The organism is Arthrobacter sp. NPDC090010 (assembly GCF_044748305.1).
Taxonomy (GTDB): domain Bacteria; phylum Actinomycetota; class Actinomycetes; order Actinomycetales; family Micrococcaceae; genus Arthrobacter_E.
The window spans coordinates 526,757-538,995 of sequence record NZ_JBIVFT010000001.1 but is presented as its reverse complement, the minus strand read 5'-3'; the positions used below and the strand labels follow the sequence as shown (position 1 = coordinate 538,995).

Sequence of the window (12,239 nt, the reverse complement as noted above, 5' to 3'; positions counted from 1 at the left end):
CGTGGGTGGTTCCTGTGGCTTAACATCGCGGAGCCCACCGCCTGACTTCCCCCGCGTTTGTGTGCGCTGTTGTGGGGGGTGTTCCGAGTCAACACCCGCCACAACTGAGCACGCAACGCGTTTAAGCCAAGCTCTTGACTCACGATATATCGCGATATATCGTGAAGTCATAGACGCGATATATCGCAATGGACCGAGGAGGAGAGCATGGCAGAAGAACGCTGGGTCGTCACGGGCCCTCAGACCATCGACATCGACGGAGTCACGTCCCTGAAACTGGGGATCGTGAGCGGCCGTTTCGACATCGTCACCCACGAAGAAGACGTCACCCGGATCGAGATCTCGGAAGTCGCCGGCGATCCACTCGACGTCTCGTTCACCGCTGGACGCCTGGAGATCCGCCATCAGGAGCCCGGGCCACAGGGTTGGTTCAAGAACGTCATGAACAGCGTGACCCGATCCCACGAGAACCGCGTGATCCTGAGCATCGCCGTTCCGTCGGGTATCCAGGTGGACGCTTCCACAGTGGCCGGCGACGGACTCGTCAGCGGCACCACCGCCAAGACCTCGCTGAACACGGTCTCCGGTGACGTCGTCGCGGATCGCACAGCGTCCCACCTCGACGTCAACTCCGTCAGCGGCGAGGCGATCGTCCGCGACCATCACGGAAGCCTGAGCGTCAACACGGTCTCGGGCGCCGTCACCGCGACAGGCCGCCTCAACCATGTCCGCCTCAACAACGTCAGCGGCGAGATCCTTCTGGATGTCTCCCCCGACACGCAGGACATCGGCGCCAACACCGTCTCGGGAGACGTGACCGTGCGACTGCCCTGGGAGAGCGGGGTGGATCTGACCGCCAAGACCGGATCCGGTCAGGTGATCATCGATTCACAGCGCTACATGCCGGTGAAGAACACGGTCAAGACCATTGCGGGTCCTGAGGAGCATCTCGTCGTGCTCCGGACGAACTCCGTCTCCGGCAACCTGTCCGTGGTCCACGCCCCCGCCACCACCGCGGAGGAGGCCCTCTGATGCCGCCGGTCTTCGCCCACGGCGCACTGCGCCTCTACCTCCTGGCTCTGCTCGAGGACGGAGCCAAGCACGGCTACGACCTCATCAAGGCCCTGAGTGACCGCTTCAACGGCACGTACTCCCCCAGCGCCGGAACCATCTACCCGCGACTGGCCAAGCTGGAAGAGGAAGGACTCGTCTCCACTCAGGTCGATGGCCGCAGGACGAGTTACACCCTCACCGAGGCAGGGCGGCGCGAACTGGACAGCCGTCGCGAGGAACTCAGCTCCGTGGAGAAGGACATCACAGCCTCTGTCCGCCGTCTCGCCGACAGCCTCCGCGAGGACATCGGCAGCAATATCCGTTCGCTGCGCGAGGAGTTGAACAGCACCTCCCGCCAGGCGCGGGCCGCGGCGGCACATCAGGAACCGGTCCTCCCGCCATCGGTGGCGGCTCAGGCCGGCAGCTTCGCCCGCAGCCGTGCGGCGGAACAGCTGGTGCACGGCTTCCGTTCGGAGCTCCTGATGCTCATCCGTCTGCAGAAAGCGCGGGGGGAACTCAGCGAGACCCAATTGGATTCTCTCCGCCGGGTCCTGGACCAGGCCCGTGCCGACGCGAAGGAACTGCTTGAACGCTGACCCACTTGAACGCTCACCCACATCGTGACGCACAACGGAACGGGCCCGGAACCTCATGGTTCCGGGCCCGTTCCTTTCGGCGCAAGCCGAGCAGTCACCCCTCACGGGGTGTCAGCTGCTCAGGTGTTGGGGCGCTTGCCGTGGTTGGCACCGCCGCGCTTGCGGTCACGACGCTTGCGTGCGCGCTTGCTCATAGCTGGACTCCTTCTTTTGTCACTCGTCGAGAGCTGCCCTCAAGTCTCCCATACCGAGGCGACCCTCGCGAAACCGCGGCATCATCGCGGAAACGCGGAGCACCCCCGGCCAGGGTGGATCAGCTGCGAGCGGAGTGGATCTTCTCCAGGATGCTCTGCTTGAGTTCAGCCGGAGCGGCCTCCGTGCAGGAACGCTTGACCATGGAACGGATCATGCATTCCAGGTCATGCTGCTCCAGGCAATTCGGGCAACTGGCGAGATGTTCCTTGATCTCTTCCACGTCAGCACGCGGCAGGGCACCGTCCAGGTATTCATAAATACGTTCAATCCGGGCGTCTTCACAATCGCCCAGGCCTTGGCAGTCTTTCATTTCGTCTTCTCCACTGATGCCGTGTCAGCGGCCGTGCGCTGCACTCCAAACCCTCGATCGGCCGCGTACTCCGCCAGCAGCTCACGCAACATCTTGCGTCCTCGGTGCAGGCGGGACATGACCGTCCCGATCGGGGTGTTCATGATTTCTGAGATCTCCTTGTACGCGAACCCCTCGACATCCGCGAAGTACACGGCCAGCCGGAATTCCTCCGGGATGGACTGCAGCGCACGCTTGACGTCGGAGTCCGGAAGGTGGTCCAGCGCCTCGGCCTCGGCGGAACGCAACCCCGTGGAGGTGTGCGACTCGGCCCGCGCCAGCTGCCAGTCCTCGATGGTCTCCCCATGCGACTGCAAGGGCTCACGCTGCCGTTTCCGGTACAGGTTGATGTAGGTGTTCGTCAGGATCCGGTACAGCCACGCTTTCAGGTTCGTGCCCGGCTTGTACTGATGGAAGGCGGAGAACGCCTTGGTGTACGCCTCTTGCACCAGGTCCTCGGCATCCGCCGGATTCCTGGCCATGCGCATGGCCGCGGAATAGAGCTGATCCACGTATTGCATGGCTTCGCGTTCGAAGCGTGCCCGGCGCTCCCCGGCGCTCTCCGAGGCGACATCCAGTTCGGCGTCCTCGACGACCCGGCCCTGGGCCTGGGTGGAGGAGCCTGCTTCCGCGCCCGGTTCCGGGACTTGGGATTCCGTCGTGTTCATCGCGGTCCAGTCTAGACCGCGCGGGGTCCCCTGCCGACGCGAAGCGAGGCTGGGGAGCGGGATGGACGCCAGACCGTTCGGGGAGAGCGTCACCTGGGGCGCAGCGCGCTCCATGACCACGGGCATCGGACCTCCTGAAGACTCCTGGGACGGGGGCCGTCCCCGCTTCGCCGCTGTGTAAGGGAACGGCTCCCCGACGGCAAATATTCCGCAAAGGTGCAAGACTAGGAGTGGTCCGCGCCTGTCATCAGGCCGGTCCACAAGCCGTCTAAGTGCACCAGCTGAAGAAGGAGACCCTCGTGTCCGTGGTCCGGTTCCTGGCCCGTCCGCTCATCGCCAGCAGCTTTGTCGCCGATGGCGTCCAGAAGATCAAATCCGCGAATGACCCCGCAGGCAGGCCGTCGGCGCTGCTGCGTCGCGCCGTCGATGCCTCGCCACTCGAGTTGGGCGACGCCGCCATCAACCGTGTCGCGGGTGGCGTCCAGGTGGGTGCCGGGGCCCTTTACGCCCTGGGACGGTTTCCGCGCGCTTCCGCTCTGCTGCTCGCCGCGTCCGCGGTGTGCACCGCACTGGTGGAACACCGTGAGGCCGACACGACCACCAAGGAGGGCCGCGCCGCCCGGCGTCGTGCGCTTCTGAAGAATCTCTCCCTGACCGGGGCCGCCCTCCTCGCCGCGGTGGACACGGCCGGCAAGCCGAGCCTTGCCTGGCGCGTGAAGAACCGGCCCGCCGTGACCTCCGACGCTCCGAAGGGAGCATGATCGGTGCCGCAGGACGCTCGTGAGATCCAGGCCTGGCCGGCACCTCTGGCAGCCGGCCCCGTCGACGCGGTGGTCACCGTCCCTGGTTCCAAATCCCTGACCAACCGGTATCTGGTGCTCGCCGCCCTGGCGGAGGCACCTTCCCGGCTACGAGCGCCACTGCACTCCCGTGATTCCGCCCTCATGGTGGAGGCCCTGCGGGCTTTGGGGGCAACCGTCGAGGAGGTGCCCGGAGACGGGTCCTTCGGACCGGATCTCCTCATCACTCCGATGCCGGCGAAGGCTTCGGCCTCGGACGTCCGGATTGACTGCGGCCTGGCGGGTACCGTCATGCGATTCGTCCCCGCACTCGCCGCCTTGCGCCACGGGACCGCCCGCTTCGATGGCGACCCGCACGCCAGGAAGCGCCCGATGGGCGCGATCCTCCAGTCGCTCCGCGCACTCGGCCTCGACCTCACGGGCGACGACGGCGAATCGCCGTCGGCACTCCCCTTCACCGTGCACGGCGAGGGCACCGTCCGGGGTGGCCACGTCGTGATCGACGCGAGCGGAAGCAGCCAGTTCGTCTCCGCGCTGCTGCTCGTGGGGGCCCGCTTCCGCGACGGACTGCACATCGAGCACTCCGGTAAGCCGGTGCCCAGCCTGGACCACATCAGGATGACGGTCGAGGTCCTGCGTTCCCTGGGGGTGACGGTCGATGATTCCGTTCCCGACCATTGGTTCGTGGCGCCCGGCACCATCGATGCCTTCGATGTCCGGATCGAGCAGGACCTGAGCAATGCCGGCCCCTTCCTCGCGGCGGCACTCGTGACCCGCGGCACGGTGCGGGTGCCCCATTGGCCGTCACCGACGACACAGGTCGGGGACCTCTGGCAGGACATCCTGCGGCGCATGGGTGCACGGGTCTCCCTCGAGAACGGAACACTCGTGGTGACCGGTGGCGACCGCATCAAGGGCGGGGACTTCGCCGACACCAGCGAGCTTGCCCCCACCGTCGCAGCGCTGTGCGCCCTGGCTGACACGCCCTCGCGTCTGAGCGGAATCGCACATCTGCGCGGCCACGAGACCAACCGTCTGGAAGCGTTGGTCACGGAGATCCGTCGCATGGGCGGGGATGCCGAAGAGACCACCGACGGCCTGATCATCCGCCCGGTCCCCCTCCACGGTGCCGTGCTGCAGAGCTACGCAGATCACCGGATGGCGACGGCTGGTGCGATCTGGGGCCTTGCGGTTCCCGGCACCCAGGTCGAGGACATCGCCACGACAGCCAAGACCATGCCCGATTTCCCCGCGCTCTGGCAGGCCATGCTGGGCTCCTCCGCTCAGGAGTCCCGTACCGTGCCGGCCGGGGCGGACGCCTGAGATGGCTCGAGGCGGCGCCTCGCGAGCCCTTTCCGATTGGGACGAGTCGGACGTCAGGCAGCGGCCCAACAAGCGCGGTTCACGTCCGCGGACCAAGGACAGGCCCAGCCACTCCGATGCTGTGACCGGCCGGATCGTCACCGTCGACCGGGGCCGCTACACGGCGGTCCTGGACGAAGGGACACCCCAGGAGCGGATCATCATCGCCGCCCGTGCCAAGGAACTCAGACGCCAGCCCGTCGTGGTGGGCGATTTCGTGGCGCTCGTCGGTGACGTCTCGGGCAAGCCCGACACCCTGGCCCGTCTGGTGCGGATCGAGGAGCGCAGTACGCTGCTGCGTCGCAGCGCGGATGACACCGACCCCGTCGAGCGCGCCGTCGTCGCCAATGCCGACAAATTGGTGATCGTGGTGGCTGCCGCCAATCCCGAGCCTCGGACCGGCTTCATCGACCGGGCACTGGTCGCTGCCTACGACGCCGGCATCGAACCGATCCTGCTCATCACCAAAGCGGACGTGAAGGATCCGGCGGAGCTGCTGGCCAACTATCAGGCTCTCGATCTGCGGGTGATCATCAGCCGCACCACGGAGAACGGCGCCAATGGGATTGATGCCAGGAGCGCCGACGGCGGTTCGGCGTCCCTGCTCGGAAGCGCCGTCACGGAACTCCGGGACGAATTGGACGGCTACGTCAGCGTGCTGCTCGGGCACTCCGGAGTGGGCAAGTCCACGATGGTCAATGCACTCACCGGCGCGGACCGCGCCACCGGTCACGTCAACGCGGTCACCGGGAGGGGACGCCACACCTCCAGCTCCGCCGTGGCCCTCCAGATGCCGGACGCCCGTCCGGGCACGTGGATCATCGACACGCCCGGGGTGCGCTCCTTCGGGCTGGCCCTGGTCGATCCGAGCCGTATCCTGGCCGCGTTCCCCGATCTGGCTCCGGGCACGGAAGCCTGTGAGCGAGGCTGCAAGCACGGCGCGCAGGCTGTGGGATGTGGCCTGGACGCATGGGTCGCGGAGGGGCATGCGGGCCCGGCCGGGGCCTCCCGCCTCGACTCGTTGCGGCGTGTGCTGGACGCCGGAATACAGGAAGAGCGGGAAAGCAAGGAACTCGGAGCCCCATGAGCACTTCGGTGCGTCGCGGGCTGTGGGTCCTCCCGCGATGGGTACGGTTTAACCCATGACGGTCCCCACCCAGAACTACACCGATGACCTCCGCCTGGCGCACGTGCTGGCCGACCAGGTCGATGCCCAGACGATGGAACGCTTCAAGGCGCAGGACCTGAAGGTCGAGACGAAGCCGGACCTCACTCCGGTCAGCGACGCGGATCGCAGCGCCGAGGAGTACATCCGTGGGCAGCTGTCCCGGTCCCGGCCCCGCGACGCTGTCATCGGCGAAGAGTTCGGGACCACCGGGCACGGCTCCCGCCGTTGGGTGGTGGACCCGATCGACGGAACCAAGAACTTCGTGCGGGGCGTGCCCGTCTGGGCCACCCTGATCTCCCTCATCGAGGATGACGAGGTTGTCGTGGGCGTTGTCAGCGCGCCTGCCCTGGGCAAGCGCTGGTGGGCATCCAAGGGCCATGGGGCCTTCACCGGCCGCTCGCTGGCCTCCGCCACCCGCCTCAAGGTGTCTGACGTGCACCGCATGGAGGATGCGTCCCTCAGCTATTCCAGCCTTCACGGTTGGAAGGAACGCGGGATGCTGGACAGTTTCCTCGACCTCCACGATTCCGTGTGGCGGACCCGGGCGTACGGTGATTTCTGGTCGTACTGCCTTCTGGCTGAAGGCGCCGTCGATCTGGCCTGTGAGCCGGAACTGAACCTCTACGACATGGCGGCCCTGGTCCCGATCGTCACGGAGGCTGGAGGCCGTTTCACCTCATTGGACGGGCAGGACGGACCCTTCGGCGGCAACGCCGTGGCCAGCAACGGCATCCTCCACTCCGAGTTCCTGCACCGCCTGAACCCTGCCTTGGACGATCTGCTTCCCTGAGCTCCGAAGTCATATTCTGCGTAACAATAGCGGCGCGTTCCCCTGCGGACGCGCCGCTGTCGTACGCTCGTGAACAGGTCACGAGTGCCAGCGCTAAACCCCGGTTTGCTGGCCGGCAACCCTCCAGACGCGGTGGGGTGCCCCGGGTGACGACCAGGCCGACCGCAGACAGCGGATCGGCAAGCGCGGCGCCCGCTCAGCGGGCCCCTCCACGATGCAGAGGTCCCAGCATGTCCGTCAACACCCTTGCCCGCCGTACCGCTCAGGCCGCCCATGCGCCGTCGTCGCCGGCCGCGCATCCCTTCGCGGCCGTCACCGGAGCCGAGATCCAGGCACCGCTCATCCAGGGCGGCGACATCCGCTACGCCAACCTCGACTACGGGGCCTCCGCTCCCGCGCTGAGCGTGGTCTCCGCCTATCTGAACGAGATCCTCCCGTACTACGCCAGCGTGCACCGCGGGGCCGGTTATGCGTCCCAGATCAGCACCTCGGTCTATGAGAACGCCCGCGAGATCGTGCGCGAGTTCATCGGCGGTCGGCCCGACGACCTGGTGATCTTCACACGCAACACCACCGATTCACTCAATGTGCTGGCCGGATGCCTTCCCCAGAGGAACGGCGAGCAGGCCGGGGAGGTCCTGTACCTGGACATCGAGCACCACGCCAATCTGCTGCCGTGGCAGCGCGTGGCGCACCGCAGCCTGGTGGCCCAGGAGACTCTCACCGAAACCGTGTCCGCCATCCGTGAGGAACTTGAGGCGGGAGGTGTTTCGCTGCTGGCGGTGACGGGCGCCTCGAACGTCACCGGAGAGATCCTCCCGATCGCCGAGCTGGCCGCACTGGCCCACGAGTACGGTGCCCGGATCGTGGTGGATGCGGCGCAATTGGCGCCCCACCGCCGCATCGACATCAGCGCCCTCGACGTCGACTACCTCGCCTTCTCGGGGCACAAGCTGTATGCCCCGTTCGGTGCCGGAGTCCTCGTGGGCCGCGCGGACTGGCTCGACGCGGGAACCCCCCACCTGCTCGGCGGCGGGGCCGTTCGTGAGGCGCGGCTCGATTCAGTGACGTGGACCACCGGTCCGGCCCGGCATGAAGGCGGCTCGCCCAATGTGCTCGGTGCCGCGACACTGGCGCGTGCGACCCAGGTGCTCGCGTCGCTGGATCACGACACCTGGCAGCAGCACGAGGCCGATATCAGGCGCCATCTCGAGGAGGGCCTCACAGCGCTCGACGGCGTCACCGTGCATCGGGTGTTCAGCGATTCCGTCGATTCGATCGGCGTCGTCAATTTCTCCGTCGAGGGTTACGACGCCGGCCTCGTGGCCGCCTATCTTTCGGCGGAGCACGGCGTGGGGTTGCGCGACGGCAAATTCTGCGCGCATCCGCTTCTGAAGCGTCTCGGCCTTCCGGCAGGCTCGTTGCGGGCCAGCTTCGGGCTGGGGTCTCGCCTGGAGGATGCCGACCGGTTGATCGCCGGGATCCGGCGGCTCCGCGAGGAGGGACTCGGCTGGGACTACGTGGTCGACGCCGGCCGGTGGGTGCCGTCCAACGATCAGCGAAGCTATCCTCACTGGGCGCCCAACACTCCGGGCACTGCCGGAGCCGCCCCCTGCGCCACGGGGGAATGACGGCCCGCCTGCCCGCTGCTCGGGGAGCCACGTCGTCGTGAGAACCTTTTAGCGACGACGATCCCCGAGCAGTTGGAGCAGCACCGTGTCCTCCCGTCACGTATCCCCTTCCGGCGGCCCCCGTATGGACGTCGCACGACGACGCGACATGGGCAGGGCTTTCGAACGCGGCGGCGAACACTATGAGCGGGTCCGGCCCTCTTATCCAGAGGAGGCGGCACGCTGGTGCGTTCCCGCCGGCGCGGCGGACGCCGTCGATCTGGGAGCAGGAACCGGGAAGTTCACCGCTCTTCTGGGCGCCCTGGGGTTGTCCGTCACCGCGGTGGAGCCGTCCGAGGACATGCTGCGTCAATTGCACACGGCACTGCCGGACGTCACCACGGTCGTCGGAACAGCCGAGGCGACCGGTCTCCCGTCAGCAAGCGCCGACGTCGTGACGGCCGCACAGACCTGGCACTGGGTGGACCCGCAGGCCGCGAGCGCCGAGGCGGCCCGCGTCCTGCGGCCCGAAGGAACTCTGGCGCTGCTGTGGAATCAGTTGGACACCTCGGTACCGTGGGTCCACCGGCTGTCCCGCATCATGCACGCGGGAGACGTCATCAAACCCCACTTCGTCCCCGCGATCGGGCCTGGGTTCGGTGAGGCGGCAGCAGCCGTGCTGCCCTGGAACGACGAGCTGAGCACGGCCGACATCATCGAGCTGGCCAAGTCGCGCAGCTACTACCTCAGGTCCGCGGAGCCTGTCCGGGCGAAGGTCATGGCCAATCTCGACTGGTACCTCCATGAACATTTGGGGCATGGGGCCGAGGAAATGATCACTCTCCCCTATCGCTGTTACGCCTGGCGTGCGCAGCGTCTGTGACATTGCGTCACCGACATCCATGGACTTGCCTGACATCCCTTGGGCGGCTAAATTTTAGGTAAGCCGAAACTATTGAATTCGGAATGCCTAATAGGAGACGATGATGCCCACGGAGCTGTCCACCCGGCCGCGCACCACCCCCGGACTCCTTCTGCTCGGCCCCGCCTTCGTCGCGGCCATCGCATACGTCGACCCCGGGAATGTCGCCGCCAATCTCACCGCCGGGGCGCAGTTCGGTTATCTCCTCGTCTGGGTGCTGGTGGCCGCAAATCTGATGGCGGTGATGGTCCAGTACCAATCGGCGAAGCTGGGCCTCGTCACCGGCCATTCCTTGCCCGAACTGCTCGGCCAGCGGTTCCCCACCTGGGGACGAAGACTCTTCTGGCTCCAGGCCGAAGCCGTCGCCATCGCCACGGATCTGGCCGAGGTGGTGGGCGGAGCGATAGCCCTGAACCTGCTGTTCGGCCTCCCCCTCCCCCTCGGAGGCCTCATCATCGGTGCGGCCTCGATGCTGTTGCTCAGCATGCAAAGCCGCCGTCGACAGCGCGCCTTCGAGAACTCGATCATCGTTCTGCTCGCGGTCATCACGATCGGCTTCCTCTGCGGCCTGGTGTTCAGCCCTCCGAGCCCGGAAGGAGTCCTGGGCGGGCTCGTCCCCCGCTTCGAGGGCAGCGGCTCGGTGCTCCTGGCAGCCAGCATGCTCGGCGCCACGGTCATGCCCCACGCCATTTACGTGCACTCCGCACTCGCAAGAGACCGTCACCGTCCCCTGGGACAGCAGGCTCCCGACGTCTCGACGCTCCGGCGACTCATCCGCGCCACGCGCTGGGACGTCGTCGCAGCCCTCGCCATCGCCGGAGCCGTCAATATCGGCATGCTGCTGCTCGCCGCATCCGCACTCTCGGGCCGCGAGGGGACGGACAGCATCGAAGGAGCTCACGCCGCCATCACCGACACGCTCGGCCCCGTCGTCGGCGCGGTCTTCGCCGTGGGGCTTCTCGCGTCCGGGCTCGCCTCCACCGCGGTGGGATCCTACGCGGGCGCAAGCATCATGGGAGGCCTGCTCAAGGTCCAGATCCCCCTGATGACCCGCCGGGTGATCACGCTGATCCCCGCCATCGCCATCCTCGCCATCGGAATGGACCCCACACAGGTGCTGGTCCTGAGCCAGGTTGCCTTGAGCTTCGGCATACCCTTCGCCCTGGTGCCCCTGTTCCTGCTGAGCCGGAACAAGAAGATCATGGGAATCCATGCCGACCACCCGGCACTTCAACTCGCAGCCGCCATCAGCATGATCCTCGTGGTCGTCCTCAACGGCGTGCTCATCTGGCTCACGTTCACGGGCGGCAGCTGAGCCCTCACCCCTCGTCGGTAGACTGGTCAGCGTGAAGTCTGCCGCAGCCTCGTCCTCGATCGAGGACTACGTCAAAGTCATCTACTCCTTCACCGAGTGGCAGGACAAGGCCATCAACAGCACCCAGCTGGCGCAACGGCTCGGCGTGGCCAACTCCTCGGTCTCCGAAATGGTCCGCAAGCTCAAGGACCTGGGCCTGGTCGATCACAAGCCCTACAGCGCCGTGACTCTCACCGAGGACGGGCGCCGGCTGGCCTTGGCCGTCGTACGCCGGCACCGGCTGATCGAGACCTTCCTGGTCCGTGAACTCGGGTATGCCTGGGATGAGGTGCACGATGAGGCTGAACTCCTGGAGCATGCCGTGTCGGACACTTTCGTCGCCCGCCTGGCAGAGAAGCTCGGGCATCCGGGGAAGGACCCGCACGGTGACCCCATCCCGTCAGAGGACGGCACGGTCCGGCTCCCCGCGGCCAGGCTGCTCTCCGAACTGGACCCCGGGCACCACGGCCATATCACCCGCATCAGCGACGACGACCCGGAACTCCTGCGGTATCTCACCCGGGAGGGAGTGGACGTGGACGCTCTCGTCCAGGTCGGCGAACGCAAACCGTTCAGCGGCGCCCTGCAGGTCCAGGTGACCCCTCCGGGTCAGTCCGAAGGACACTCCGCCGAACTCGGGGAACAGGCGCTGCACGCACTCTGGGTCGCCGACGACGCCCCTCACCAGGGCTGCGAACTCGACTGAGTCGCGTTCCGCCTCTCCCGGAGACGGCGGGGCGGCCGCGCCGGTGATGCCCTGAACGGATGATCGGGTTAGCGTGGGGACATCGGGACCGGAACAAGGAAAGGGAAACGATGACCGAGCAGAAGAACAGCGATGCCACCCCGGAGAACCTGGGTTTCGAGGTTTTCGGTTTCATCGCACGGCCGGTCCATGAGGTCTACGAAGCCGTCGCCGACCCGGCCCAGCTGAGCGAATACTTCACCACGGGCGGCGCGAAAGGACGTCTGGATGCCGCGGGAAGCACGGCCGAATGGGACTTCGCCGACTTCCCGGGAGCCTTCCCGGTCACGGTGCTGGAAGCCGAGCAGGACCGGCTCATCTCCATACGGTGGGGCGCGGCGCCCGGCACCTCCGTCGACGAAGCGGGAACGATCGTCGACTTCAGCTTCTCCCCGGCGGATGACGGGGCCCGCACAAGACTCGCGATCCGTGAACACGCCTGGAAGATCACCGCAGACGGTGCCGAAGCCGCCTTCGGGAATTGCATGGGCTGGACCGGCATGCTGTCCGCACTGAAGGTATGGCTTGAGCACGGGATCCGGCTTCGTGAAGGCTTCTATCGCTGAC

At 66.8% G+C, this 12,239-nt stretch carries 14 protein-coding genes and 1 riboswitch; of the genes, 11 read left to right on the top strand and 3 right to left on the bottom strand.

The window, feature by feature from the left end:
- Positions 1–207: 207 nt before the first annotated feature.
- Both ACIPXZ_RS02520 and ACIPXZ_RS02515 read left to right on the top strand, forming a co-directional pair.
- Positions 208–1,032, top strand: coding sequence for a DUF4097 family beta strand repeat-containing protein (locus tag ACIPXZ_RS02520; protein ID WP_400590548.1), 825 nt, complete (start codon positions 208–210; stop codon positions 1,030–1,032).
- Complete coding sequence (locus ACIPXZ_RS02515) at positions 1,032–1,649, top strand: PadR family transcriptional regulator (protein ID WP_400590547.1); 618 nt, start codon at positions 1,032–1,034, stop codon at positions 1,647–1,649. Before ACIPXZ_RS02520 ends, ACIPXZ_RS02515 begins: the two co-directional genes overlap by 1 nt.
- 119 nt (positions 1,650–1,768) lie before the next feature.
- On the opposite strand, the gene ACIPXZ_RS02510 is transcribed toward ACIPXZ_RS02515, so the two are convergent.
- From ACIPXZ_RS02510 to ACIPXZ_RS02500, 3 genes are all read right to left on the bottom strand, one after another.
- Positions 1,769–1,843 (bottom strand): 50S ribosomal protein bL37, encoded by a 75-nt coding sequence (locus ACIPXZ_RS02510; RefSeq protein WP_369299106.1) that lies wholly within the window; start codon positions 1,841–1,843, stop codon positions 1,769–1,771.
- 119 nt (positions 1,844–1,962) lie between these two features.
- Positions 1,963–2,214, bottom strand: coding sequence for a mycothiol system anti-sigma-R factor (rsrA, locus tag ACIPXZ_RS02505; RefSeq protein WP_400590546.1), 252 nt, complete (start codon positions 2,212–2,214; stop codon positions 1,963–1,965).
- Positions 2,211–3,047: a sigma-70 family RNA polymerase sigma factor gene (locus tag ACIPXZ_RS02500; RefSeq protein WP_400590545.1), complete on the bottom strand. Its 837-nt coding sequence runs from the start codon at positions 3,045–3,047 to the stop codon at positions 2,211–2,213. Before ACIPXZ_RS02500 ends, rsrA begins: the two co-directional genes overlap by 4 nt.
- A 146-nt stretch (positions 3,048–3,193) precedes the next feature.
- Between ACIPXZ_RS02500 and ACIPXZ_RS02495 the strand changes: the two genes are divergently transcribed.
- The 9 genes from ACIPXZ_RS02495 to ACIPXZ_RS02455 all read left to right on the top strand — a co-directional run bounded on the left by ACIPXZ_RS02495 (position 3,194) and on the right by ACIPXZ_RS02455 (position 12,238).
- Positions 3,194–3,682, top strand: coding sequence for a DoxX family protein (locus ACIPXZ_RS02495; protein WP_400590544.1), 489 nt, complete (start codon positions 3,194–3,196; stop codon positions 3,680–3,682).
- Positions 3,683–3,685: 3 nt separating this feature from the next.
- Positions 3,686–5,044, top strand: coding sequence for a 3-phosphoshikimate 1-carboxyvinyltransferase (gene aroA, locus ACIPXZ_RS02490; RefSeq protein ID WP_400590543.1), 1,359 nt, complete (start codon positions 3,686–3,688; stop codon positions 5,042–5,044).
- Between the two features lies 1 nt (position 5,045).
- Positions 5,046–6,170 (top strand): ribosome small subunit-dependent GTPase A, encoded by a 1,125-nt coding sequence (locus ACIPXZ_RS02485; RefSeq protein ID WP_400590542.1) that lies wholly within the window; start codon positions 5,046–5,048, stop codon positions 6,168–6,170.
- A gap of 55 nt (positions 6,171–6,225) precedes the next feature.
- On the top strand, positions 6,226–7,041 hold the full coding sequence (gene hisN, locus ACIPXZ_RS02480) for a histidinol-phosphatase (protein ID WP_400590541.1): 816 nt from the start codon (positions 6,226–6,228) through the stop codon (positions 7,039–7,041).
- Positions 7,042–7,117: 76 nt separating this feature from the next.
- Positions 7,118–7,233, top strand: a riboswitch (SAM riboswitch).
- Positions 7,234–7,271: 38 nt separating this feature from the next.
- The gene (locus tag ACIPXZ_RS02475) at positions 7,272–8,672 is read left to right on the top strand and encodes an aminotransferase class V-fold PLP-dependent enzyme (protein ID WP_400590540.1); all 1,401 of its coding nucleotides are present in this window, start codon (positions 7,272–7,274) and stop codon (positions 8,670–8,672) included.
- Positions 8,673–8,796: 124 nt separating this feature from the next.
- On the top strand, positions 8,797–9,534 hold the full coding sequence (locus ACIPXZ_RS02470) for a class I SAM-dependent methyltransferase (protein WP_400590608.1): 738 nt from the start codon (positions 8,797–8,799) through the stop codon (positions 9,532–9,534).
- A 103-nt stretch (positions 9,535–9,637) separates the two neighbouring features.
- Positions 9,638–10,888, top strand: a complete 1,251-nt coding sequence (locus ACIPXZ_RS02465; protein ID WP_400590539.1) for an Nramp family divalent metal transporter — start codon at positions 9,638–9,640, stop codon at positions 10,886–10,888.
- Positions 10,889–10,919: 31 nt separating this feature from the next.
- A complete protein-coding gene (locus tag ACIPXZ_RS02460; RefSeq protein ID WP_400590538.1) occupies positions 10,920–11,633 on the top strand; it encodes a metal-dependent transcriptional regulator in 714 nt (237 codons plus the stop codon).
- A gap of 110 nt (positions 11,634–11,743) precedes the next feature.
- Positions 11,744–12,238 carry an SRPBCC domain-containing protein gene (locus tag ACIPXZ_RS02455; protein ID WP_400590537.1) on the top strand — a complete coding sequence of 165 codons (495 nt, stop codon included), beginning with the start codon at positions 11,744–11,746 and terminating at the stop codon, positions 12,236–12,238.
- Position 12,239 lies beyond the last annotated feature (1 nt).

What these genes read in the sequence shown, in the direction of transcription:
- ACIPXZ_RS02465 (WP_400590539.1), top strand. Translation starts at nt 9,638, where the DNA reads ATGCCCACGGAGCTGTCCACCCGGCCGCGCACCACCCCCGGACTCCTT.
- ACIPXZ_RS02470 (WP_400590608.1), top strand. Translation starts at nt 8,797, where the DNA reads ATGGACGTCGCACGACGACGCGACATGGGCAGGGCTTTCGAACGCGGC.
- ACIPXZ_RS02475 (WP_400590540.1), top strand. Translation starts at nt 7,272, where the DNA reads ATGTCCGTCAACACCCTTGCCCGCCGTACCGCTCAGGCCGCCCATGCG.
- ACIPXZ_RS02520 (WP_400590548.1), top strand. Translation starts at nt 208, where the DNA reads ATGGCAGAAGAACGCTGGGTCGTCACGGGCCCTCAGACCATCGACATC.
- hisN (WP_400590541.1), top strand. Translation starts at nt 6,226, where the DNA reads ATGACGGTCCCCACCCAGAACTACACCGATGACCTCCGCCTGGCGCAC.
- ACIPXZ_RS02500 (WP_400590545.1), bottom strand. Translation starts at nt 3,047, where the DNA reads ATGCCCGTGGTCATGGAGCGCGCTGCGCCCCAGGTGACGCTCTCCCCG.
- ACIPXZ_RS02485 (WP_400590542.1), top strand. Translation starts at nt 5,046, where the DNA reads ATGGCTCGAGGCGGCGCCTCGCGAGCCCTTTCCGATTGGGACGAGTCG.
- ACIPXZ_RS02515 (WP_400590547.1), top strand. Translation starts at nt 1,032, where the DNA reads ATGCCGCCGGTCTTCGCCCACGGCGCACTGCGCCTCTACCTCCTGGCT.
- ACIPXZ_RS02455 (WP_400590537.1), top strand. Translation starts at nt 11,744, where the DNA reads ATGACCGAGCAGAAGAACAGCGATGCCACCCCGGAGAACCTGGGTTTC.
- rsrA (WP_400590546.1), bottom strand. Translation starts at nt 2,214, where the DNA reads ATGAAAGACTGCCAAGGCCTGGGCGATTGTGAAGACGCCCGGATTGAA.